The sequence below is a fragment of the Micrococcus sp. CS26 genome (genome assembly GCF_055522295.1).
Window position 1 is genome coordinate 170,429 of record NZ_JBVFVY010000002.1, and the last position, 24,144, is coordinate 194,572.

Annotated in this window: 19 protein-coding genes; 6 read left to right on the forward strand and 13 right to left on the reverse strand. The window is 69.0% G+C overall.

Annotated features, from left to right (window positions below; genetic code table 11):
• Nucleotides 1-72: 72 nt before the first annotated feature.
• Genes ACZ1IK_RS01685 through ACZ1IK_RS01695 form a run of 3 tightly spaced genes read left to right on the forward strand, consistent with a single transcriptional unit; the run spans nucleotide 73 to nucleotide 4,042 of the window.
• The gene (locus ACZ1IK_RS01685) at nucleotides 73-1,221 is read left to right on the forward strand and encodes an acetyl-CoA C-acetyltransferase (RefSeq protein ID WP_230297338.1); all 1,149 of its coding nucleotides are present in this window, start codon (nucleotides 73-75) and stop codon (nucleotides 1,219-1,221) included.
• Between the two features lie 20 nt (nucleotides 1,222-1,241).
• Entirely contained in the window at nucleotides 1,242-2,843 is a 1,602-nt protein-coding gene (locus ACZ1IK_RS01690) for a fatty acyl-CoA synthetase (protein ID WP_465098248.1), read from the forward strand.
• A 5-nt stretch (nucleotides 2,844-2,848) separates the two neighbouring features.
• Nucleotides 2,849-4,042, forward strand: coding sequence for an acyl-CoA dehydrogenase family protein (locus tag ACZ1IK_RS01695; protein ID WP_465098249.1), 1,194 nt, complete (start codon nucleotides 2,849-2,851; stop codon nucleotides 4,040-4,042).
• 9 nt (nucleotides 4,043-4,051) lie between these two features.
• Here ACZ1IK_RS01695 and ACZ1IK_RS01700 read toward each other — a convergent pair whose 3' ends face one another.
• A complete protein-coding gene (locus ACZ1IK_RS01700) occupies nucleotides 4,052-4,438 on the reverse strand; it encodes a hypothetical protein (RefSeq protein WP_044658809.1) in 387 nt (128 codons plus the stop codon).
• Nucleotides 4,439-4,570: 132 nt separating this feature from the next.
• Here ACZ1IK_RS01700 and ACZ1IK_RS01705 point away from each other — a divergent pair, with 132 nt between their 5' ends.
• The gene (locus ACZ1IK_RS01705; protein ID WP_465098250.1) at nucleotides 4,571-5,113 is read left to right on the forward strand and encodes a MarR family winged helix-turn-helix transcriptional regulator; all 543 of its coding nucleotides are present in this window, start codon (nucleotides 4,571-4,573) and stop codon (nucleotides 5,111-5,113) included.
• 160 nt (nucleotides 5,114-5,273) lie between these two features.
• A complete protein-coding gene (locus tag ACZ1IK_RS01710) occupies nucleotides 5,274-6,074 on the forward strand; it encodes an enoyl-CoA hydratase/isomerase family protein (RefSeq protein ID WP_465098251.1) in 801 nt (266 codons plus the stop codon).
• A 58-nt stretch (nucleotides 6,075-6,132) separates the two neighbouring features.
• On the opposite strand, the gene ACZ1IK_RS01715 is transcribed toward ACZ1IK_RS01710, so the two are convergent.
• The 12 genes from ACZ1IK_RS01715 to ACZ1IK_RS01770 form a co-directional block, all read right to left on the reverse strand.
• A complete protein-coding gene (locus ACZ1IK_RS01715; protein ID WP_134377222.1) occupies nucleotides 6,133-6,822 on the reverse strand; it encodes a DUF2238 domain-containing protein in 690 nt (229 codons plus the stop codon).
• A gap of 10 nt (nucleotides 6,823-6,832) precedes the next feature.
• On the reverse strand, nucleotides 6,833-7,573 hold the full coding sequence (locus ACZ1IK_RS01720; RefSeq protein WP_465098252.1) for a 4a-hydroxytetrahydrobiopterin dehydratase: 741 nt from the start codon (nucleotides 7,571-7,573) through the stop codon (nucleotides 6,833-6,835).
• Between the two features lie 48 nt (nucleotides 7,574-7,621).
• Nucleotides 7,622-8,818, reverse strand: coding sequence for a homing endonuclease associated repeat-containing protein (locus tag ACZ1IK_RS01725; protein ID WP_069941426.1), 1,197 nt, complete (start codon nucleotides 8,816-8,818; stop codon nucleotides 7,622-7,624).
• A 187-nt stretch (nucleotides 8,819-9,005) separates the two neighbouring features.
• Entirely contained in the window at nucleotides 9,006-9,566 is a 561-nt protein-coding gene (locus ACZ1IK_RS01730; protein ID WP_069941414.1) for a hypothetical protein, read from the reverse strand.
• Entirely contained in the window at nucleotides 9,563-9,772 is a 210-nt protein-coding gene (locus ACZ1IK_RS01735) for a hypothetical protein (protein ID WP_069941415.1), read from the reverse strand. Before ACZ1IK_RS01735 ends, ACZ1IK_RS01730 begins: the two co-directional genes overlap by 4 nt.
• A gap of 75 nt (nucleotides 9,773-9,847) precedes the next feature.
• Nucleotides 9,848-12,394, reverse strand: coding sequence for a GmrSD restriction endonuclease domain-containing protein (locus tag ACZ1IK_RS01740; RefSeq protein ID WP_465098253.1), 2,547 nt, complete (start codon nucleotides 12,392-12,394; stop codon nucleotides 9,848-9,850).
• A 46-nt stretch (nucleotides 12,395-12,440) separates the two neighbouring features.
• On the reverse strand, nucleotides 12,441-14,492 hold the full coding sequence (locus ACZ1IK_RS01745; protein ID WP_465098254.1) for a GmrSD restriction endonuclease domain-containing protein: 2,052 nt from the start codon (nucleotides 14,490-14,492) through the stop codon (nucleotides 12,441-12,443).
• The gene (locus ACZ1IK_RS01750) at nucleotides 14,485-15,915 is read right to left on the reverse strand and encodes a DUF262 domain-containing protein (RefSeq protein WP_465098255.1); all 1,431 of its coding nucleotides are present in this window, start codon (nucleotides 15,913-15,915) and stop codon (nucleotides 14,485-14,487) included. The genes ACZ1IK_RS01745 and ACZ1IK_RS01750 overlap by 8 nt, the downstream gene beginning before the upstream one ends.
• A gap of 110 nt (nucleotides 15,916-16,025) precedes the next feature.
• Nucleotides 16,026-16,952 (reverse strand): GIY-YIG nuclease family protein, encoded by a 927-nt coding sequence (locus tag ACZ1IK_RS01755; protein ID WP_465098256.1) that lies wholly within the window; start codon nucleotides 16,950-16,952, stop codon nucleotides 16,026-16,028.
• A 1-nt stretch (nucleotide 16,953) separates the two neighbouring features.
• A complete protein-coding gene (locus tag ACZ1IK_RS01760) occupies nucleotides 16,954-20,220 on the reverse strand; it encodes a type I restriction endonuclease subunit R (protein ID WP_465098257.1) in 3,267 nt (1,088 codons plus the stop codon).
• Nucleotides 20,221-20,226: 6 nt separating this feature from the next.
• Nucleotides 20,227-21,456 (reverse strand): restriction endonuclease subunit S, encoded by a 1,230-nt coding sequence (locus tag ACZ1IK_RS01765; RefSeq protein ID WP_115165825.1) that lies wholly within the window; start codon nucleotides 21,454-21,456, stop codon nucleotides 20,227-20,229.
• Nucleotides 21,453-23,453 (reverse strand): type I restriction-modification system subunit M, encoded by a 2,001-nt coding sequence (locus ACZ1IK_RS01770; RefSeq protein WP_465098258.1) that lies wholly within the window; start codon nucleotides 23,451-23,453, stop codon nucleotides 21,453-21,455. Before ACZ1IK_RS01770 ends, ACZ1IK_RS01765 begins: the two co-directional genes overlap by 4 nt.
• Before the next feature lie 237 nt (nucleotides 23,454-23,690).
• Here ACZ1IK_RS01770 and ACZ1IK_RS01775 point away from each other — a divergent pair.
• On the forward strand, nucleotides 23,691-24,144 hold a 454-nt coding region (locus ACZ1IK_RS01775), incomplete at its 3' end, for a DUF3800 domain-containing protein (RefSeq protein WP_465098259.1).

Here is a 24,144-nt window from a genome sequence, read left to right on the forward strand (position 1 = left end):
ACACTCTTGATCGTTGGATGTCCAAGCAATAGCGTGATCGGCGTCACGTCCCCGCCGTCCGGAGGAGCCCCCATGCCCGAGGCCTACATCATCGACGCCGTCCGCACCCCCGTGGGTCGCCGAGGGAAGGGGCTCGCCGGCGTACATCCCCTCGATCTGGCGGCCGCGCCGCTGCGCGAGCTCGTCGCCCGCCAGGACATCGACTCGGCCGAGTACGACGAGGTCATCCTCGGCTGCATCGACCAGCTCGGCCCACAGGCCATGGACGTGGCGCGCAACGCCTGGCTCGCGGCCGGGCTCTCCGAGGACGTCCCCGGCACCACGGTCGAACGCCAGTGCGGCTCCGGCCAGCAGGCGGTCCACTACGCCGCGCAGGCCATCATGAGCGGGACGGCGGACCTCGTCGTCGCCGGTGGCGTGCAGTCCATGTCCGCGATCCCGCTCTCCCGGTCCAACACGGCCGCCCGCGATCTCGGCTTCCCCGACCCGTTCACCGGCTCCGAGTCCTGGGCCGCCCGCTACGGGGACGAGGAGATCTCCCAATTCCGCGGGGCCGAGATGATGGCCCGGCACTGGAACCTGGACCGGGACACCCTGGAGGAGTTCGCGGTGCGCTCCCACGAGCGCGCGCTCGCCGCCCAGGCCGACGGTCGCTTCGACCGCGAGATCCTGCCCCTCGCTGGCCTCACCGCGGACGAGGGCCCCCGCACCCCGGACGCCGCGAAGATCGCCTCGCTCGACCCGATCGTCCCCGGCGGGCTGCACACCGCGGCCACCGCGTCCCAGATGTCCGACGGCGCGGCCGCCCTCCTGCTCGCCTCCGAGGAGGCCGTGCGCCGCCACGGCCTCACCCCGCGAGCCCGCATCCACCACCTCTCCGCCCGCGGCGCCGACCCCGTCATGATGCTCTCCGCCCCGATCCCGGCGACGGCGTACGCGCTCGACCGCATGGGCCTGACCATCGACGACATGGACCTCGTGGAGATCAACGAGGCGTTCGCCGCCGTCGTGCTGGCCTGGCTGACCGAGACCGGCGCGGACCCGGCGAAGGTCAACGTCAACGGCGGGGCGATCGCCCTGGGCCACCCCATCGGCGCCACCGGCGCCCGCCTGATGACCTCGCTGCTGCACGAGCTCGAGCGCACGGGCGGCCGCTACGGCCTGCAGACCATGTGCGAGGGCGGCGGCCAGGCCAACGTCACCGTGATCGAACGTCTCTGACCCATCCCCCGGAGGTTCCCATGCCAGACCAGATCACCCACCCCACCGACGCCGCCGCCCACCTCTCCCCCGCCCCGGAGGACACGATCGGCCGCGTGTTCGCACGCGCGGTCGCCCGCTCCCCGCAGGCCGTCGCCCTGCGCTTCGAGGACCGCGACTGGACCTACGCCCAGCTCCGGGACGGAGCGCACCGCGTGGCCCGCCGCCTCCAGGACACCGGCCTGCCGGCCGGCACCCGGGTGGCCGCCTACGCCACCAACTCGGACGCCTACGCGCTGCTCTTCCTGGCCTGCGTCACGGTCGGCTACGTGCACGTGCCCGTGAACTTCGCGCTCAAGGGCGGCGAGCTCGCGCACGCCCTCGAGGACTCCGGCGCGGAGCTGCTCGTGGCCGACGCCGGCATGCTCGAGCGCGTCGACCAGGTCCGGGCCGAGGGCCGCGCGTCGGCTCTGCGGCACGTGTGGACCATGCTCCCCGCCGGCCACGCCGAGCCCTCCGTGCTTCAGACCGCCCAGGACGAGACGCTGGACGCCGCCGCCCCGGAGGCGGAGGTGTCGGCCACCGACCTGGCCCAGCTGCTCTACACCTCCGGCACCACCTCCACCCCCAAGGGCGCCATGATGTCCCACCGGGCGCTCGTGGCGGAGTACCTCTCCTCGATCATCGCGCTGGACTTCACGGCCGAGGACCGCCCCCTGGTGGCCATGCCGCTGTACCACTCGGCCGCGATGCACGTGTTCCTGCTCCCCTACCTGAGCCTCGGCGCCACGGTGCGCCTGCTGGCCGCCCCGGACATCCCCCGGATGCTCGAGCTCGTGGAGACCGAGCACATCGGCTCCCTGTTCCTGGCGCCCACCGTCTGGGTGCCGCTGGCGAACCATCCGGACCTGGCCACGCGCGACCTCTCCTCGCTGCGCAAGGCCCAGTACGGGGCCTCGATCATGCCGGTGACCGTGCTGCAGCGCCTGCGTCAGAGCCAGCCGGGCATCGGCTTCTACAACTGCTTCGGCCAGTCCGAGCTGGGCCCCCTGTGCACGGTGCTGCGCCCCGAGGAGCACGACGCGCGGCCGGCCTCGTGCGGCCGCCCCGTGTTCCACGTGGAGGCGCGGGTGATGACGGCCGACGGCGCCCCCGCTGCGCCCGGCGAGCCCGGCGAGATCCAGTACCGCTCGCCGCAGCTGCTCTCCGGCTACTGGAACCGCCCGGATGCCACCGCGGATGCGTTCACCGACGACGGCTGGTTCCGCTCCGGCGACCAGGTCACCCAGGACGCGGCCGGCTACATCCAGGTGGTGGACCGCATCAAGGACGTCATCAACACGGGCGGCGTGCTGGTCGCCCCGCGCGAGGTCGAGGACGCGATCTACGAGTTCGACGAGGTGGCCGAGGTCGCCGTCATCGGCCTGCCGGACGAGCGGTGGATCGAGGCGGTGACCGCCGTCGTCGTGCTCAAGGAGGGCGCCGAGCTGACCGCGGAGACCGTGCGCACCCACGTGAAGGAGCGCCTGGCGGGCTTCAAGGTGCCCAAGCGCGTGGACTTCGTGGCGGAGCTGCCGCGGAACCAGTCGGGCAAGCTGCTCAAGCGCGCGCTGCGCGCCGAGCGGACGCAGGAGGCCCGGTGACGCGCATGCAGAAGCCGACCTACGACGTCGTCACGTCCCTGGACGTCGACTACCTGGACGCGTTCGGGGAGGCCACGGACGAGGACCGCGCGCACTGGGACCGCGCCCGCGCCTACGGCCGGGAGGTGCTCGAGCGGATCGACGGGCACTGGGACCGGGCGGAGTACCCGTTGGACCTGGTGGCGCGGGCGGGCGAGCTGGACCTGCTCACCGACGGGCTGGAGGTGCCGGGGCACCCGGTGATGTCGCCGTTGGCCGCGGGCCTGGTGGCGATGGAGATCTCCCGGGCGGACGGGTCGATGGCCGCGGCTGCGGCCGTGCAGGGCGGGCTCGTGCTGCGCGCCCTGGTGCACTGCGCCGGCCCGGAGCAGAAGGAGCGGTACCTCGAGCCGGTGGCGCGCGGCACGCTGCCGGGCGGGTTCGCGCTCACGGAGCCGCTGCACGGCTCGGACTCGGTGTCCCTCGAGACGTCCGCGCGGCCCGACGGCGCCGGCGGCTGGGTGCTGAACGGCGCCAAGAAGTGGATCGGCAACGGGGCCGCCGGGGGCATCACGATCGTGTGGGCGCGCGACACCGAGGACGGCCAGGTCAAGGGGTTCGTGGTGGAGCAGTCCACACACGGCTACGAGGCCGAGGTGATCACGGGCAAGGGCGCGCTGCGGGCGATCCACCAGGCTGAGATCACGCTGACCGACGTGCGGGTCGGCGACGACGCGCGGCTGCCGGGCGTGGCGACGTTCAAGGACGCCGCGCGCGTGCTGGTGGCCACCCGCGTGAACGTGGGCTGGTCCGCGCTGGGCCACGCGACCGCCATGTTCGAGGCCGCGCTGGCCTACGCCCGGCAGCGGGAGCAGTTCGGCAAGCCGCTGGGAGCGCACCAGATGGTGCAGGAACGGCTCGCGCAGATGCTGGACGAGGTGACCGCGATGCAGACTCGTTGCGTGGCCGTGGCCCGTCTGCAGGCGGCCGGGCGGCTGCGTGACGAGCAGGCCTCCCTGCTGAAGTACGCCTGCACCCGGGGCGCGCGCCGGGTGGCGCAGATCGCCCGGGACATGCTCGGCGGCAACGGCATCCTCCTCGAGCACCGGGTGATGCGGCACTTCGCCGACGTCGAGGCGCTGCACACCTACGAGGGCACCGAGTCCGTGCAGGCCTTGATCCTCGGCCGGGACCTGACCGGGATGAGCGCGTTCGCGTGAGCGCCTCCCTCAGGGCGCGGAGACGACCCCCACGCCCACCCGGGGCAGGCTGCGGTCCACGACCAGCTCCAGCCGACGTTCGTGGAACCGTGCGCCGAGCAGCTCCTCGAGGTCCTCGACGAGGTGCACCGTGATGGTCTCGATGACCGCCGCGGTGTCCTCTCCGTCCCGCAGGATGCAGTCCACCTCCAGCGCGGGGGCGGAGGGGGTGCCGGTGATGGCGAACCTGGCCTCAGCGACCTCGGGGAACACGGTGACGGCCCGCGCGGCACTCATGGCCAGGAGGGCGCAGCGCTGACGGAAGGCGGCGGGCTGCGGCGCCGGGGACTCGAGGACGGGCGGGACGGCGGACAGGGTCCGCCCCATGGCCTGGGGGGCCTCCAGCGTTGCTGTCATGACATTCCTCTCGCCGCGGCCCGGGCGCCCCCTCACAGAGATCGCCGTGACCTGGAAAATGTTAGCCTAACTATGCGTTAGGAAGACTAACCAAATTTTCGGGGTGACGTGAACAGGGAGGTTCAAGAGCGCATGGGTGAGGAGCACACCACGCTGACCAGCACGGATGGCGAACCGACGTCGGGCTACTGGTACACCCGCGGCGCCCGCCAGATCGAACCTGTGGACGTGCTCAACCTGCTGCGACGCTACCGGGAGGCCGAACGGCGCATGCGCGCCCGCACCCGGGACAGCATGGGGATGGGAGAGACCCACCTGTCAGCCCTGCGTTACCTGCTGCGGGCCGACCGACGCGGCCACAAGGTCCGTCAGCGGGATCTGGCCAGCGCCCTGGAGATCACCCCGGCCTCCGCCAGCGCCCTGGTGGACCGACTGGTCCGAGACGGCTACGCCCGACGGGCGCCCCACCCACAGGACCGCCGATCCGTGGTGGTGGAGCCGACGGCCAAGACGGACCACGAGGTCCGCGCCACCCTGGGCGCCATGCACCGCAGTATGCTCGCCGCGGTGGAGGGCCTCACCCCGGCCGAGCTCGCCGGCGCGGCCGCGTTCCTGCGGGCCCTGATCCGCAGCGTGGAGGAGCATGACGAGGACGAGGCGGACCAGCCCGCGTGAGGAACAGACTCAGCGGAACAGGTCCCAGACGCTGAACGTGGTGCGCTTGTAGACCGCGTTGTAGGCGGCGCGCTTCGGATCGCGCACCCACCCCATGCCCGGCCGGCCGTTCCCGTGGCCGACACCCACACACCCCACCTTCCGACCCACAGGAGCTGACATGACCACCGCACCCACCCCTTCTTCCTCCGACGACGCCCCCGCCGTCCTCGTCGAGGCGCGGCCCGGCGTCGTGCGGCTGACGCTGAACCGGCCCGCGAAGGGCAACGCGCTCGGACTGACGATGGCGCGCGAGGTGCTCGCGGCGATCGCCGCGGCCGAGGCGGACGAGTCCGTGCACGTGCTCACGCTGACCGGCGCCGGGCGGATCTTCTGCGGCGGCGGGGACGTCCAGGCCATGGCCGCCGCGCCTGCCGGGCCGGAGCGGCGCGCGATGATCCAGGAGCTCGGCGAGGCGGCGGGCGAGGTCGCGGTGGCGCTCACAGGCTCTCGCCTGCTGGTGCTGGCCGGCGTCAATGGGACGGCCGCCGGGGCGGGGCTCGGGCTCCTGCTGGGCGGCGACGTCGTGCTGGTGCGCGAGGATGCGCAGCTGGTGACGGCGTTCTCCGCGCTCGGGATGACACCGGACACGGGCGTGTCCTACTGGCTGCCGCGGGTGCTCGGGCCGGTGCGCGCGACGCAGCTGCTGCTCGGCGGGCGGCGCCTGAACGGGACCGAGGCCGTGGAGTGGGGCCTGGCGACCGAGGCGGTGGCCGGGGGCGCGTTCGCGGCGCGTCTGGCGGAGCTCGAGGACGAGCTGGTGGCCGGTCCGGCGCACACCTATGGGCCGACGAAGGCGCTGGCGCGCGGGGCCGACGTCGAGGCGCTGCGTGCACATGTGCGGCAGGAGGCGGCGTCGATCGCGGCGGCGTCCGAGCACCCGGAGGCCGTGCGGCGGGTGGAGGCGTTCGCGGGCCGGTGAGGGGCGGGCGGCGGCCCGGGCCGGCGGCGTCGCCCACTGAGGCGACGCCGCCGCGGGCTCAGGCCGGCGGCGGCTGCGCCGGCCCCCCGGCGAGGTCCGTCCGAGCCCCGGTGAAGCGCGAGAGCCAGGCGAAGCGGCCGCGGGTGCGGTGCGCGTACAGGGCGAACGCCACGATCAGGGCCCCGAGCGTGCCGACGATCATGTCCGTCATGGTGTCCGTGTTGCCCTTCTGCGTCTGCGCGCCGAGCGCCTGGTCGGCGGTGAACTCGGCGATCTCCCACGCCAGGGCCACGAGCGAGTGCAGCGCCATCACGAGGAGCGCCTCGAGCCCGGGCGGCAGGACCAGCCCACGGCGCGCGGCCGCGACGCCCAGCAGGAAGACGCACCCGAGCGCGATCGGCACGCCGGAGTAGAAGTGCACGAGGGCATCCCACCACGGCCAGGCGTCGTAGCCGCCGAGCGCGGCACCCACCCACGGTGCGACGAGCAGCAGGGCCGCGTACATCGCATGCAGCGCGGTGGGCAGGCGGACCCGGTGGGCGCGTTCGAGGGCGATCGGCACGGGGACCACCGTGACGATCTGCAGGCTGAGGCCGGCCGCCTCGCGGTGTCCCTGGGCGGCGAGGACGGCGGCTCCAGCCAGGAGGACGACGGCCGCGAGGATCAGGGGCGAGCGCCGGACGAGGGCCCGCTGGCGGGAGCCGGGGTCGGGGCGGGCGTCGGGGTGGGTGTCGAGGTGCGGTGTCATGGCGGGGGGCTCAGGCGGACGGCGGGACGGCATCGGGCACCAGCTCATAGACGAAGGCGGGGCGGACGGCGTCGTCGTCCTCCAGGGCGACGACGCCGGGCACCCGCCGGTAGCCGGCGCCCTCGAAGGCGTCGAGGCGGTCCCAGTGGTCCGGGAGGTCGGCGGAGACGAGCACCTGGGCGGGGACGTCGGTGGTCGCGTGCGCGGGCGCGGTGCCCGCGAGGACGACGCCTGGGTAGCCGGTGGCCGCACCGATGCCGCTGGCGTGGAGCGTGCCGCGGAGGGTGCCGGGGATCCAGGTGCCGCGCACACCGTCCATGACGTGCGCGTTCGAGCGGCCGGGCGCCAGGGTGCCGTACGCGGCGAGGGCGTGGGGGGCGAGGACCTCGCTGGCGAGGCGGGCGACGGTGCGGGCCAGGCGGACGTCGCGGGAGGTGAGGGCGCGGACGTCGTGGCTGTGCATGCCCACGGTGAGCCGGCCGTAGGAGACGGTCAGGTCCGGGTGGGGGTCGGCGGCCTCGGCTGCCTCCCCGATCCGGTTCGCCAGGGCCAGGGCCGTGGCGAAGTCGTCGGTGGCGTAGGTGATGGTGAGCTCGGGTGGGGTGGTGCCGGCGGGTGTGGGCGACGGCGTGACGCGCCAACCCCCGAGCTCTGGCACCCCCGTGAGGGCCACAGCAAGCTCGGCTGGGTCGATCGCGGTGTGAGGTGGGAGGGCGGCGAGATGCTCGAGGCGGTTGAGAGCGGACGTCATGGGGCCATGATGCCCGGGGGACAAACTTCACGGGCGCTCACCGCCGGTTCAGCCCTCTCGTTGGCCCCCGCCGAGATTTTCGAGGACCTCTCGCCACGGGCCAAGACGGGTGGTGATCGTCTGAGCCGAAGGGCCACCGTGGGCCTGGCGCCACTCCTCGTGAGCGGACTGGCTGTGGGTGGCCGACTCTGTCATGAACCGCTCCATCCACACCCGGAGTTCCTCGGTAGTGAAGGGGTTGGCGGGCTTCGGCGGGTTGGGGGTACCGCCGGCCGCCTCCACGAGCTGGACCCAATTGGTGCCAGCGCGGCGCAGGACCGTCGGCGTGGCGGGGACTCCGTGTTCCGCCGCCCAGCTGTTGTAGGCGGCGACGGTCAGGCGCGGCCCTCGGTCCTCGATCGCCCGGCGCACCAGGGTCAGCGGGCCGTCCCCCGGATCGAGCTTGCCCTTCCAGTCGACCCGGGTCCGCTTCCGCCCCGGGAAGCCCATCGACTGACCGGCCACGACGCGCAGGGCGCGCGCTCGCATCTCTTCGAACCCCACGCCGAGACGATTGCGGATCAGGGCCGCCGACGGCATGCCCGGGCGCGCGGAGAGCCAGTCCGAGAGTTCGAGGTAGGTGCGGGGCGGCGTCGCTGAGGACCACGCGTCCACCAGTGCTTCGACCAACTCTGCGTCGGAGTACTTGGATCGACTCCGACGCCGGTCCGTGACCGCGATGCCCGCGCGTTCGAGAGCGGCGTTCCATCCACCAAACCGGTTGGCCACTGTCTGGTGAGTGGGCACTCCGTGGCTCCGGGACCACTGGGTGAACGACTGCGCCGCCGTCTCTCCCGTCTCCTCGTAGAACTCGCGGAGAGCAGAGAGCAGAACCTCGTCCGGGGTAGCCGAGGACGTCTTGCGCGGCTTGGCTTCTCCCAGATGGAACTTGACGCGCTTGCCCAGCAACCGCCGCAGCTCCTGCTGGGACAGACTCAGATCCTGCGATGCCACAGAGAGCGGCACGCCCACGTGTCGCTCCGACCAGGACACGGCGGCCGCCCGCTTCATGCGGAACTCCTCGTCAGCGAGGAGTTCGCGGTACGCCTTCAATTCCTTGGTCGAGTACCCCGCTTCATCACGGATGAGCTGCCGGACCCGTTCCCGGGTGCGGCCGAACCGCTCCCCGATCTCGGCCAGTGTGCTGCCCTCGAAGTACTCCCGGGCCATCCTCACAGCGCGCGGGGTCGACGGCAGGATGGTCATGCTGGCCAGCGCATCGAGCTCACGGCGTCGCTTCGAGGTGAACGGGGCGTTAAGAGACTCCGAGCCGGGTGACACGGAAGGGACCTCGAACTCCACTGTGCTCCTTCATCATCGGAATTGCATGACGCTTATCACACCATACGGTCGGCACTGCACCGCGCCCGGGAACATTCGCGCCCCTAGAGCGTCACGAGTCGAACCCGAGCCCCGGGTCCGGCGGGGTGCCGTAGGTTCGCAGGGCCGCCCCGTAGGGCAGCGGGAGGCCGTGGCCCTGTGCCCAGCTGACGAGGACCTCGACGGTCTCGGCGGCGGTGAGCTCCTGCAGGGGCTGGACGAGGTCCTGGGGGTCGTTGGCGGCCTCGTCCGCAGCCCGGCCCCGGCCGATCCGCCAGTTGTAGGCCCCGAGCCCCTCGAACCGCTTGGCGATCTCCACCATGAAGAGCCCGTCGCCCAGCAGCATGATCTGCGCGTACCGGGTGGGCGGCTCGTCCTCGAGGATCAGCTTGTCCCGCGGGTCGGTGAGGGCGTGCACCAGGTCCGCGATCTGGGCGGCGCTCTCCAGCCGGTGCCAGCCCGGGTCCTCCTCGCCACAGACGGTGGCGGTCCACCAGAGGTCGGTCGCGGGGGCGGATGAGGCCATCCACTCCACAGCTTCGCGGGGCGGCTCGACGAGCTCGACGGCGCCGGGGGCGCGGTGTGTGGCGAGACCGCGATCGCCGTCGGCGGTGATGCTGCCGGGCGCGCTCATCGGAACATCCGCAGGACATCGCCGAGACCGAACGTGGTGCGCTTGTAGACGGCGTTGTAGGCGGCGCGCTTCGGATCGCGCAGCCAGCCCATCCCCTTGCGGCCGTAGCCGGGGATGACCTTGCGCTTGATCGCACGCTTGGCGCGGCCCGTGGTGCGGGCCTTGATGGACTTCTTCAGGCTGGGCTTGCGGAGACCGATCTTCATGGGGCGAGCGTACTGGGTGGGGAGGACGGGGTGAGGGGGTCAGCGCCTCGCCAGGACCTGCCCCTGGCCGGGCTGTCAGGCAGTCCTGGCGTCCTCCTGGGCGGTGTGCAGGAACCACTCCAGCGCGTCGAGGAACGCCTCCTGCGCCGCGGGCGGCTGAAGGGTCTGCGGCTTGATGCTCGGGCGCCGGCGGAGAGACTCAGGACCGAATTCCAGCCCGGGGATGAGATTCAGACGTCCCCGGAATTCGTCGAGAAGCGCCTCGTCCGTGAAGGGAGCCCACTTCGCCAGGTGATAGAAGACGACCTCGACGCCGTACGTCGGGTACAGGATCACCGGCCAGATGGCGCGTGCTGACGTGCGCGGGACGACCAGGAAACAACCGCCGGCAGCATTGTCCGCGAATTCCGCCCGGCCACCGCGCTCGACCCAGCCTCGTTGGATCTCGATCAGTGCGCAGGCCGATTCGGGATCGTTGTGGTCGTGAAGTCGGTCGACCCAGCGGTCCCGCAGCGCAGGGTCGTTGCCCGGGGCCGCGAGCGTCCGGGGATCCGTCAGGTCGACGTCGGCGTCGATGAGCTCGGCGAGCTGCTCCGCCAGCAGCCGCTGGCCGCCGTCGGCACGTCCGTCCTCGGCGAAGCGCACGCCTTCGGCTGCGAGGACGTCGTGCGGATCGTCCGTGCGCTGGACGTCGGCCCACCGGAAGGACGGAGAGACGGTGCCTCCCGCCTGGAGCACACGATGAGCGTGCGGCAGGGCAGTCCGTGCGAGGTAGGTCCCCACGGGGACCGGATGGCTTCCGATCAGCCGTGCGAGTTCGCCATAGGAGGTCCAGAACCCGGCGGGAATGGCCTCGACGGCATCCGACAGCGTCTGCCAGGCCGTGTGGGCGACTCCGGAGGCGGCCTCTGCTGAGGGCCCCGGCCAGATGCCGACGATCCGGTCCGCCAGCCGCTCGGCGCGAGCACGGATCTGCGCGGGACCCCATACCGGTTCAGCGGAGATCTCCTGGTTCATGCGGATGCCGCTCTTGGCCAGCTCCGCACGCTTGACCGCAAAGGGCCCGTTGCTCAGCTCGCTGTTGTACCCGGTGAGGGTGAGGTTGCCCAAGGTGTGGAGGAGTTCGGTGTGCACCTCTCGAAGGTCCTGGTGCGCCTCGAGCTGGCCGGCCAGAGCGCGCTCCCACTCCTCCGTGAGGGTCTGCGGCATGACGTGCTCGATGGTCGCGCTGTCGAGGTCCACCGGTTCCTTGCTGCCGTAGGACTCCTCGATCCACCGGAGGATCAGCTTTCGGTGGGCCGCTCGGCCCGTCGTGTAGAAGGGTGCCGTCATCACGGCCTGGCGGACCTGGTCGTCGGAGGCGAAGTGCTTCCGTCCGCTGGAGAGGAAGCGCTGCAGGGCATCCGCCGGGTCGTCCTGACCCTGGATGTCCGCCGTCGCCGCGAGCAGAGTGCTGTTGAGACCGTCGGAATAGCGGCCGAAGACGAGGCGTCGGACCAGGTACGACTCGAGGTAGAGGAGCGCACGGGCCAGTTCGTCCGAGTCGATGTCCCCCAACGACCGGCGCTCCATCAGGTGCAGTGTGATCGGGAACGTCGTCGTCGTGCGCCAGGCGCGCAGGCGTGCCAAGCGGAACCGCACTGCGGCGTCCTTCTCCTTCTCCTTCTCCGGGCGGAGCATGACGTCGTAGAGACGCCCCAATGCCAGGAACCGCTCGACTTCGTCCCTGACCTGCGACTCGTCCTGCAGGTCACGCATGCGACGCTGCTGCCCCGCGTAGATCTCGGTCTGGCGGACCTTGGGATCCTGTTGCACCAGGTCGAGCCAGAACAGGGTCTCCAGTTCCTCATTGGAGAGCAGGTTCTGCAATGGGAGCCACAGGGTGGTGTAGACCTCATCCGCCCGGGTGGGCAGCTGCATGAACAGGTAGTTCCTGAGCAGGTCGCCCTGGGTGAGCTTGAGGCCGGTGTTGTTCAGGGACTCGAAGATGCGGTGGGCGTTGTCGTTCTCCCCGGTGGTCACGGACACGATCGACAGGCCGGCGACGACGGCGGACTCGACCTCTGCCAAGGTCAGCGGCTCCTCTTCACCGTCAGCAGACGGTTGGCTCAACCCGAGCAGCTTCGTCAGGAAGAACTGGTGGGCTTCGCTGATCCTGGAGCCTTCGGCAGCGTCCGGGGCGTGCTCGATCCGTCCGCGGTAGGCGCCACGGTCGGCCTGGGTGGGCAGGACCTTGTAGCGGAGATCGCCGTCCTCCCACTTGTTGACCAGGTACTTCTCGTTGACCCGATCGGCGTGCATGGGGCCTTCGTGCTCAGCCCGGTGGTCGCGGACAGCGGCGAGGAGGAGCGTCAGCGTCGTCAGCCGCTGCTGCCCGTCCACCACGAGCCACCGCTGGACGCCACCGGGCCCGTTGTCCCGGAAGCCGGCGAGAACGAGGGAGCCGAGGAAGTGGGTCGCCGAAGGGTTGTCCCGCCGGTGGTCGGCGACGTCCACGACGTCCTCCCACAGTCGCTGCCACTGCGGGCGGCCCCAGGAGTACGTCCGCTGATAGAGCGGGACCGTGTACTGGTAGGACCCCCCGAGGAGTTCCTGAAGGGTGACTTCACGCGCGGTGACCATGTGACGAGCTTAACGGGGGCCTCTGGGGCCAGAACGTCCCGAGGTGTCAGGGCCGCCTGCCCTGCCACTCGTGGATCACCCGCCGCATGCTGTTCCCGTGTTTCCTGATCTGGGGGCTGTCCCAGTCGCCCTCGACGTCAAGGATGCCGGCCATGAGCTGGAACTTGAGGCTCTGCTCGTCCGAGGAGTACTGCTTCACCTTCGAGACGGGCATCAGGTTGTTCCGCTGGGAGTTTTCGCGTCGGCTCATGATGCACAGGTTCCCGAAACGGTCCACCTCCGTTGATGTCAGGACCTTCTGTCCTTCGCCAGGAACCACGGGATAGAAGTGCTCCACCGAAGTCCGGTACCGGAAGCGGAATGAGCCTGCACGTTGGGACAGGACACTCCGTTCAACGTCGCCGAGTGCAGCCCAGAGCGGCCCCGCTTCGGCGGACGGATTACGTCCGAGATCCCAGAGGATGTAATCCAGCACGTTGAACACGAAATTCGGGACCTTGACCCCGAGGTCCAATCCCTCGTCAGCGTCGTAGGCGCGAAGCCGCTCGCGGGCCAGGTCCTCCAGCATGCGCTGGAAGGCCTCGCCGTCCACGCGGTCCACCGGCCGCTCGGCGAGCCACCGGAGAATGCGGTAGAGGAAGTACTTGGACGCGCGGCGCGTATCCGTCACCTGGAACATGGCCTGCAGGTTTCGGACAGCCTCCTGGACCGCCGGGTCTTCGAAGGTGTTCTTCACTCCGAGACGACGTCGCCGCGACGACCCTTCCTCGGCGCCAGACTCGACCTTGAGGGCGCCCACGAGCACCCAGTTCTCCTCGTCCGCCCGGGTTCCCGTAGTCGACAGCGTCCTAATGACGTAGGTGTCCAGCAGGAACCGGATGCGGAGCAGCATGACGAGGAATCGCTTGGACCACCGGGCGTCGTCCTGGCGACGCTCGGCGAACTGTTCCAGCAGGGAGTTGTCCTCGAGACGGACGGCGTTCTTCGGCTCCTGACCCCACGCCGGCCGGCCTGAACCTGACGCCATCCCGGACTCCACCATCACCCGCAGAACATGCAGCAAGAGGTTCGGAAAGTCGATGATGGTTCCGTAGGACCCCGTCTCATCGGAGCGTTTCTCTGCTGAGGCGCTTGTCCCCTCACCGGCACCCCGACTGGATAGCAACGAATCCAAGGACGTGCGTCCACCAAGTTCGGTCTCCGCAAGGCTTGGTTCTAGGGCGGCACGAAGGGACTCGAAATCCGTGGTGACGAGCGTCGACCATGTGTCACCGAAGACTGCGTCTCTGGCCGGAGAAATGTCCGGGTCCAGCCGCTCCGACGCGAACTGAAGCTGAACCGGGCGGTCCAGCACGGCGCACGCATCCCAGACTTGAGCGAAGACCTGCCGCTCCGACTCATCACGCAGAGGTCGCATCAGCATTGCCTTCAGAACCTCGTGCTTCGCCAGTTGCTCTCCGCGGGTGTTCATCACCTCGAAGTAGTGGTTTAGGTCGGTGCCCTCAGGAAGCTCCGTCCGCAGCAGCCGAACATGGTTCCAGAGATAGGCGAGGTCGTCAGCATCAAAGACCACCGTCTGACCGTCAGCAGTCGCTTGGCGGTCAGTGGCGCGCTCGCAGGCCCCTCTGACCGTTTGGGCGGCAATCCCGATGGCTTCAACCTGGAATGCGCCGTGCCTGTGACCGCCCCGCCGGCGCAGGGTTGCGAGGTCTTCCCCCGCCTCCGCACGCCCCTCGTAGTCCAGGACAGCCAGCGCAACCGGGTCGAGCACGCCGGCCTGGGTGATCTGCTCCGCGACTGCGGCCAGGACCGTGAGCGTCGTCAGCCGTTGCTGCCCGTCGACCACCTCGTCGATCTGGTCTCCTGCGGGAGTCTGGGTCCGGTTCACCACCATCGCTCCGAGGTAGTAGTCCGAGACATTGCCGCGGGATTCGAGAGCTTTGGACCGCAGACGGGCACGGCGCACGTCCGCGAGAAGCGTGGAGACCTCGACCTCTGTCCAGGCATAGGAACGCTGATAGACGGGAACGCGGTAGTGACGTCCTGCCGCGAAGACCTCCCCGATGGTCAGAGTTTCCGGGGCGTTCCCCTCAGACATGGTGCGACTCCTCCTCCGGGTCCCACGGCCGGTCCGAGTAGAGGCGCCTGACCGGTTCCGGCGCATTGTCGACGTCGCCGGGACGAGCAGGCACGCGCCCGGTGATCGCAGCCGGGTCCATAGTGCCCATCATCAGACGGAATAGGTTGACCTGCTCTGCCGAGTCCACGGCCTTGTTCAGCCCCAGCGCGTGCAGCTCGGTCGAACGTGGGTAGACCCGGCGCAGACGAGTCCTCAGCGCAAAGGCGTGTCGCGCCAGAACGAGGGCCGCGCGCTCGAGGTCCTCGGCTCCGAAGCGGTCCGCATAGGCCAACAGTAGAGCTCCGTAGAGCTCCTGCGTATAGCGATATCCGGCGCCGTTGCCTGAAGAACGTACGAGCCCCGTGATGGCATGGACCCGCCGGATCTCACGATGGCGACGGGCATCGTCCTGGACGGTCTGGTCTGCTTCGGTCGCGGAGACGCCAAGCGTTCTGGCCAAGCTCGTGTAGTGCCGGACGAATCGGAAGAACATCTCGCCGTCGATGATCGGCTGGGAAAGCTGGAAAGGGAACTCCAGCGGAGCGAGGGCTCCGTGGGCGATCAGCGCCGCATTCCTGGTGTTGTAGTCATCCACGTGCGCTTTGGCCATCAGCAGCCCATGTGCCCAGGGGAGCCGCCCGAAACTCGCAACCCCAGCCGAGATGCCCTTGAACGCCCCGATCTGTGCGGATGTGAAACCGTCCCTCGGCAAGGACTCACCGGCGGACCAGCGGACGACCGGATAGAGCAAACGCGAGAAGAGGTGGTTGATCTCGTCCGGCGGGGTGGACTCCCAGTCCTTCACGGCCGCGAGGATCGCCGCCCGGTCCGATGTGGCCTCACCATAGGCGCGGAGGTGGTATGCCTTCAGTAGGTCGGTGGGCAGGAGCGCCCGGCCGCGGGTGTTCTGCGAGTCGAACATCTGGAAGGCCGCGTCGAGGTCGCTGACGATCAGGCGCACCAGCGTGCAACGGTCCAGGAAGTAGTCCGCGAAGTCCTCGACCTCGGTGCTGTCCCAGGACCGGAATGTCTGCAGGATGAGGCGGTAGTTCTCGACGATGTGGCGCTCCGACACGTCCCGGCGGCCCGGCGGCAGCTCGATGGCCGCCGCGCGGTCCAGGGCCGCACGCTGGTGCTCGGCGCGCTCGGCGGTGTCGCCCAGGACCTCCTGCAGTGCGAACACGATCAGGGCGAAGGTCATGTACCGCTGCTGGCCGTCGACGATGTCCAGCCAGCCGTCCTCGGCGTGCACGATCATGGTGCCGATCCGGTAGGACGCGGCCGAACGGAAGCGACGGATGTCCTCGACGAGCTGCCCCGTGTTCGTCGTGGACCACGTATAGGGCCGCTGGTACTCGGGGATACGGAGACGAGGGTCGCGCAGTGCGTCCGCGACGGTCATGACGTTCGCGGTCAACGACCCGGAGCGCCCCGTCCCCGGCCCTCGGGCGTCGCTCTGGGCACCCCGCGGATGGTCGACGGCGGCATCCAAGGCGGTCGGCCGCGTCCTCATCAGGCGTCGTCTTCCATGGGCTCCGGCGCGGCCGAGGCGGCCTCGACCTCGCCGAGGGTGCGCCCATCCGGCGCCCGCCATGAGGACGGCCCGCTCATGCTCCCGCCGGCCACGAATCCGGCCGCGGCCGAGGAGCTGGTGAAGGAGACGTCCTCGGTCAGCACCCCATCGGCACCGATGTGGTCGGCGAAGCGCTCCCGGCCCGCCCGGACACCGGGGGGTGCGCTGGGCCGCAGCCCCTCCATGAGGCCACTGCCCCGCAGGACGACGAACCCGTCCGGCGTCGGGTGTCCCTGGGCTCTGACGCCGTTGACCGTCATGGTGAACAGGGTGCGCTTCGGCTCCGCTTCGGGCGCCTGGGTGGCCCGGCCAGCCGCGGCCGCGGCATGTGAGCCGTCGGCGCTCTCGAAGACGCGGTGCCCCAGGGCGCTGATCAGGAGCTTGGCCTTGTCGGCGTACTCCTCCAGCTCCGCCCTCTTCTCCTGCGTGACGTTGCCCTGGGAGGGTGCCACCGCATTGTCCACGGTGAAGCGCCCGGCCGTGGTGGCCGCCTGGTGGAAGTAGTGCTCCAGGTAGGTCACTTCCGTTGGGCCGAAGGTGTCCCCGAGGGTGGAGAGGAGAATGGCCCGGTTCCAGAAGTCGTGCGCCTCCCTCCGGACGTGCTCCCGGATCCTGCCCACCAGGCCGTTGCCGTTGGCCCGCCCGACAGCCTGCCCGACGTAGACGACGTCGTCGCCGGAATCGGCGTCCTGCCCCAGCAGCAGGTACACACCGGTGCCTTCGAACGCCTCGGGGTGCCCGTCCGCGTTGAGACTGGTGCGTGGCACCACGTAGACGAGGCCCGTCCAGTTGTCGAGGGTGCACTTCAGCCGACCGGTGGGTGCACCGTCCATCAGGAAGACCTGCAGTGTCTTGGGATGTGCCATCTCAGTTCCCCTTCCGGACGCGCGACGGCGTCGCACTCGCCCTCTCATCGACGGAAGTGCCCTGCGAAGGGGCCGTTTCGTCAGCGAAGACGGCGGACCGTCCATGGGCAACATCCACCGGCCCAGTCCCCTCGCTCCGCACCTTCCAGTACAGGTACTCCCCGATCGCAGCGACGATCATCTTGGACGGGTCCCCGCCCCTGCCCACGATGTCCGTCATCTTCACGAAGGCGTCCTCGTTCGCGTACACGGCGCCCATCGCCGACCGTTCCAGGTTCGGGCTCGCCAGGAACTGCTCCAGCGAGTTCGCTCCGGCCTGCCCCAGCAGCTTCTCGTCCTCCATGAGCGGCGCCACGAGGGCACTCACCCACGCCTCCTGCTGGGACGGGGAGGCATCCACGCCTTCGCCGGCGAAGATCTCGTTGATCTTCTCGATCACTTCCTCCAACGGCCCGCGCTGCTTCTCACGCACCTGCCCGCCTCCCACAGCGGTGGTCCCCTTCAGCGCGGCCCCACCGGTCAACCCGATGTCCCCCGAGGACGTCTTCTTCTGCCGGATGCTCACCAGCTGCACATCACTCAGGTCGATCAGCTCCTCACCGCCGGGCTGATCGCCCACCAGCTGCACCAGGTGACGCAGGAACAGCGCCCGCTTGTAGTGCTCGGTGTCCCCGAACCCATAGATCTGGGAGAGGAAGTCGTAGAGGCTGACGAAGGACCGCATGTCCTTGCGCACCAGCACGAGCTCGTTCACGCGCGTCTCGTCCTGGTTCATCCGCGCATGCGCCAGCTCCTTGCGGAACCGGTATGCCACGGGCTCCAACGCGGCCTGCAGGCCCTCCTGCCCGCTCCCCGGCTCCCACGCCACCCACACGTCGGCGAACGCGTCGACCTCGTCCCAGTCGTACACGCCCGCGGCGTCGAGCTTCGTCCCCAGGTCATGGATCAGGTTCGGGTCCGTCACCGTCTCCAGCTTCGCGCCCGCGTAGTACGGCTCGAAGGCAGCCTGGATGTCGTCTTCGGAGTTCACGAAGTCCAGCACGTAGGTGGTGTCCTTGCCCGGCGCCGCGCGGTTCAGCCGCGACAGCGTCTGCACGGCCAGCACGCCGGAGAGCTTCTTGTCCACGTACAGGGCACAGAGCTTCGGCTGGTCGAAGCCGGTCTGGTACTTGTTGGCCACGATCATCACCTGGTAGCCGTCCCCGTCGAACGCCTTCGCCAGGTCGCCGGTCACGGACGGGTTCATGGACCGTTCGGTGACCTTCTCGAGCCCGAAGTCGTCGTCGGTGATCTCGCCGGAGAAGGCCACCAGGGTGCCCACGTCCGTGTACCCCATGTCTTGGATGTACTGGTCCATCTGACGCTTGTACCGGACGGCGGCGGCGCGGGAGTCGGTGACCACCATGGCCTTGGCCTGCCCATCGAGCAGTCCGGCCACGTTGGCGCGGAAGTGCTCCACGATGATCTTGACCTTCTGCGCGATGTTCGTCGGGTGCAGCTTGACCCACCGCATGAGCTTCTTGCTCGCCTCGGTCTGGTCCACTTCGGTGGTCTGCTTCCCGACGGCGGCCCGGTCGCCTTCGGGACGGAACTCGCCCTTCTGTCCGGCCAGGGCCAGCTTGAAGGCGGTGTCGTAGTTGGTGAAGTTCTTCAGCACGTCGAGGATGAACTCCTCCTCGATGGCCTGCTGCATGGTGTACCGGTGGAAGGAGGCCGGGATCTCCTGGCCCTTCTCGTCGTACTCGCCGGAGGGCCGGCCGAACATCTGCAGGGTCTTGTCCTTCGGGGTGGCGGTGAAGGCGAAGAAGCTGATGTTCTCCGGGCGTCCGGTGGCGGCGACCTCGGCGGCGAGGATGGACTCGGTGTCCGCCTCTCCGCCGTCTTCGAGGTCGGCCTGCTCTTCCGGGGTGAGCACACGCTTGAGTTTGGCTGCGGCGGAGCCGGTCTGGGAGGAGTGCGCCTCGTCCGCGATCACCGCGTAGGTGCGGCCGGCGAGCGTCGAGTCACCTTTGAGGAGCTCGAGCACGGCGGGGAAGGTCTGCAGCGTCACCACGATGATCCGATTGCCCTGCAGCAGGGTCTGCTTCACCAGGGCGGACTTGCTGGTGGCCTCTCCCCCGAGGTTCTTGCGGTCCACGGCCACCACGGTGCCGGAGGTCCGCTCGATCTGCCGGACGGCCTCCTGCAGCTGGTCGTCCAGCACGGTGCGGTCGGTGACCACGATGACCGAGTCGAACACCCGCTGCTCGTCCGCCCCGTAGGTGGAGAGCAGGCGGTGGGCGGTCCAGGCGATGGTGTTGGTCTTGCCGGAGCCCGCGGAGTGCTCGATCAGGTAGGACTTGCCGGCGCCCTCCTCACGGACGGCGGCGAGCATCGTGGTGACGGCCTCCCACTGGTGGAAGCGCGGGAAGATCAGCGTGGACTTCCGGCGCGAGCGGCCGTGCTCGTCCTCCACGGTCTCCTTCTTGAGGAAGACGAACTTCTGGAGGATCTCGAGCCAGGTGTCCCGCTGGAGGATCCGTTCCCACAGATAGGCGGTCGAGGAACCGCCGTCCGGATTGAGCGGGTTGCCGGCGTGGCCGTCGTCGCCTTGGTTGAACGGCAGGAAGAAAGTTCCCTTCCCAGCCAGCTTGGTGGTCATCCAGACCTCGCGGTTGGAGACGGCGAAGTGGACCACGGCGCGGGTGCCGAACCCGAACAGCGGCGTGGCCTTGGGGTTGCGCTCGCGGTATTGCTTCTTCGCGTGGCCGATGGACTGGGTGGAGTCGGTCTTCAGCTCGATCGTGGCCACGGGCAGGCCGTTGACGAACAGCACCAGGTCTACGGACTGGTTGGTGGCCGGGTTGAAGTGCACCTGACGCATCACGCGCAGCCGCATGCGCTCGTAGGAGGCGACAGCGGCCGGGTTCAGGTTCGTGGCCGGCCGCGGCTCGGCCATGCGCAGGGTGGCGGAGGTGCCGACCTTGAAGCCCTTGCGGAGCACGTTGAGGGTGCCGCCGACGCCGGTGTCCTGCGGCTTGTTCAGCACGTCGATCAGGCGGGTGGTGATCTGGTCCCGCTGTGCCTGCTGCGCAGAGGCCGGGGCATCGGCCTTCACGATGCGCCCGTAGTCCTCCGGCTGATTCTCGGCCAGCCAGGCGTGGACGTCCTCGGGGAAGATCGCGTTCTTGCGGTCGTAGCCGGCATCGTTGGGCGAGTAGAGCCAGTCGTGCTGCTCCAGGTACTCGCAGATGTAGGTCTCGAGCTCGCTCTCGTTGTGGATGGCCATGTGCGGTCAGTCCTCCGTGGGGATCTCGATCTGGCCGGTGACGGCGGCAGTGATCAGCGCCGCGCGGCGCTCCTGGGCGAGCTCGATGAACCGCTCCGCTTTGGAGATGAGGGCATCGATCTTGGCGGTTTCGCGGGTCATTACCTCGACGATTCGAGCCATGTCATCTGGGTTCTCAGGCCATGAGATACGTAACGCCATGAGCGCATCTGCCGTGAGCTTCGGCTGTGCCGAACCAGACACGACAGGACTCACATCAAGGGCTTCAATTCTGGCCGCCCAGAACTCCACTGGGCCGAACTTCGGACGTAAGACGTGGGCATGGTTGTTGACCCAGTACTGCCCATACGCAACAAAGGCGAGAGGTGTTGACCGGTTGAGCAGATTCGCCCCGTCTTCGCCAACTAGCACCAGATCCCCATCGAACAGATAGTCGTCAACGCTGTCGATAACACCAGAAGCCCCGTAGTACGGAAAAGATCCCTGGCGAGCACCGCGCTCGTCGGCGTTCAAGGGCACGCGGCGTGAGTCCAGCGATTCGAGAACTCGTTTGATTGGTCCGCTAGTCCATCCGACGGGAACCTGCTCACCGTCAATCAGGTCAGAGTCGAGGTCCAGGCCCATGACAGCCCTGTTCTGAGCGGCAAGTCGCCTCTCACGCAAGAGTCCAACGTGAGCTGTCTGCTTGTCGATCAGGGCGTCGATCGTGGCGGTCTCGCGGTCGAGGTAGTCCGCGATGCGGGTCTGGAGTACCCGCGGTGGCAAGGGTACGGGGATGGCCCCGACGTGGCCGTGATTCAGTCCGTCACGAAGGTCGCCGCCAGACAGTCCACGAATGTTGCTGTGGTTGACACTGAGCCAGTAGTGCAAGAAGCGAGGATCCAGCGCGGATCCACAGACGATGGCCGCGACGGACTGGTTGATGGTCGCTTCGATGAGCGAGAGGGCGGCGGTACCCTTTGTCTTTCCTTGCCCTGCAAGCCCGATCAGAACGGCTCCAGGTGGCACGAAACGTGCACTAGACGCCTCGAAGCCCTTTTTGGTGATGTATTCCGACGGCTCAGTTACCTTCCACTGATTGACGCATCCCGACGCAAGCCACGGGATGTCGCCATCTGTCCAGAATTCCGGCCGGGAACGGTCTGGGGTTCCGCCCGAGTAGATTCGAGCCACCCACTTGAGCTCTACCAGTGCCCATTCGGCTGGCAACGTCTTGAACCACGCGTGGCCCGTCACCGCTCGACCTCCTGCAGCAGCTCGATGATCTCGGCCGTGAGCTGCTTGAGCTCAGCGTCGATCTCCTCGAGCGGACGCGGCGGCACGTACGTGTAGAAGAGCCGGGTGAAGGGGATCTCGTAACCGATCTTGGTCTTGGACTCGTCGATCCAGGCACCGGGCACGTGCGGGGCCACCTCGGCCTCGAAGTACTCGTGGATGTCCCGGCCGAAGGGCACCAGTTCGGTGTCGCGCAGCGAGGTGTCCGGCTCCGGCTCGCCCTTCGTGTTCTTCACGACCTCCGCCTCGGGGTCGTGCACGCCGATCGCCCCGGTCAGGGCCTTCACCAGTGGAGCGCCGGCGGTCACGCCGTGCTCCTTCAGCGCCTTCTTCAGGTCCAGCACGAAAGTGGGCTGGTGGTCCCAGACCCGGCCACGCAGGGAGGCGAGGGCGGCCCCGAGAGCCGAGCGGCCGTCGTCGGGAAGCTTGTCCGCCGGCTTGGTGGCGAGCGCCGCCGCGATGGTGGCGTCCTCCACCTCGAAGCGCAGCTGCAGCGGGCGCTCCACGGAGATCTCCCGGTAGCCGAAGTCCTGCGCGGTGAGGACCTTGGAGAACTCGGCGTTGGCCTCGGACTGGGCGTCGAAGTCCCGGTAGATGTCCAGCACGCGCTGGCGGTCCGCCTTGGACAGCTCCTTGTTCTTCGAGCCCACGTTGCGGCGCAGCTTGGTGAAGAACGTGCGGGCGTCGATCAGCTGCACCTTGCCGCGGCGCTCTTCCGACTTGTTGTTGTCCAGCACCCACACGTAGGTGGCGATGCCGGTGTTGTAGAACATGTCCGTGGGCAGCGCGACGATCACGTCCACCAGGTCCGACTCCAACAGCCAACGGCGGATCTCGGACGGACCCGAGCCCGCCCCGCCCGTGAACAGCGGGGAGCCATTCAGGACGATGCCGGCCCGACCGCCGCCCTCCGAGACCGGACGGAGCTTCGAGGCCACAAGCTGGAGGAACAGCATCTGGCCGTCGCTGATGGCGGGGGCGCCGCCCGGGAAGCGGTTCGCGGCGCCACCGGCGGCGATCTCCTTCTCCACCGCGGTGCGGGAGGCCTTCCAGTCGCCGCCGTAGGGCGGGTTGGAGAGGACGTAGTCGAAGCGCTCGGTCAGGTGGGCGTCGTTCTTGAGGGTGTCCCCGCGAGCGATGCCGTCCGCGTCCTGGCCCTTGCCGAGCAGCTCGGACTTGCAGATGGCGTAGGACTGGTCGTTGAGCTCCTGCCCGAACAGGCGGACCTCCGCGTTCGGGTTCATGCGGCGCAGGCGCTCGTCCAGCAGGGACAGCATGCCGCCGGTGCCGGCCGTGGGGTCATAGACGGTGCGGACCGGGTAGCCGGTGAGGACGTCGTCGTCCGGGGCCGTGAGCAGGTCCACCAGGAGCTTCACCGCATCGCGCGGGGTGAAGTGCTCACCGGCGGTCTCGTTGGAGGCGGCGGCGAAGCGGCGGATCAGGTCCTCGAAGAGGGTCCCCATCTCCGCGTTGGAGACGGTCTCCGGGGAGAGGTCGATGGAGGCGAACTGCTGCAGGACCAGGAAGAGGCGGTCGTGCTCGTCCAGCTTGGCGACCGTCTTGTCGAACTCGTAGTAGGTGAACAGGTCCGCCACGTTCTGGGAGAAGCCGTCCACGTAGGCCAGCAGGTTCGTGCGGAGCAGGTCCGGCTCCTGCAGGATGCGGTCCAGGGTGAAGGGGCTGAGGTTGTAGAACGTCAGGCCCGTGCGGGACTCCACCAGGTTGTCCAGGACGAAGTCCGGATGCCCCTTTTCCGCCAACTCCGCGAAGAACTCCCGGTGCGGGTCCATGACCGCCTCCATGCGGCGCAGGATGGTGAGCGGAAGGACGAGCGTGCCGTACTGGTTCGGCTTGAACACGCCCCGGAGCTGATCCGCGATCCCCCACACGAAGTTCGAGAGGTTCTGAGGAGAGCGGTGGGGCGCCGAGGCAGCGCCGCGCGTGGCGGGGGTGGTCATGGGGTCCTTCGAATGGTGGGGGCGGGCCGCTGGACGGGACCCATTCCGACCCCGCAGCGACCCGACAGGGCGACGGATCATACACAACCACACTTGCCTATGCTCTGCGTGCGCGAGTACGCTCGCGTGTGGTAGCTAGGGCTGAGACAGTGCCCCGAGCACCAATTCGAGAGGCCCGCGCTTGCGTGGGCCTCTGCGCTTGTCTGCAGTGTCCGCTGTGCCCTGCACAATGGTCAGATGCTGCTGGCGTACATCGACGAGATCGGCGAGCCGGGCGCCTACGTCGGCCCGGACCATCCTCGCTTCCGGACAAGCCCAGCCTTCGGTTATGCCGGATTCGTCATGCCGGAGTCTGCCGCACGAGGCTTTGGAGCGAAGTTCACCGCACTGAAGCGTCAGCTGTTCGCCTCGGAGATCGACCGAGCGAAACACCCCGGACGGTGGGAGTTCAAGGGGGCCAATCTGTTCCGGCCGGATACCCCCGCGCGCTTTCCGCAGCAGCTCCGCGTGTTCGATGCGCTCGTGCGGTCCGTCGTCGTCGACCACGGCGGCAAGCTGTTCTACTACGCCGACGAGAAGCAGCGTGGGACGCCCAAGCAGATCGGCCTCGACGTCGAGAAACGCGAAGCCGACGCCATGCGAGAGACTCTGAACCGTCTGGCCCGCCATGCCCACCATCACGGACATAACC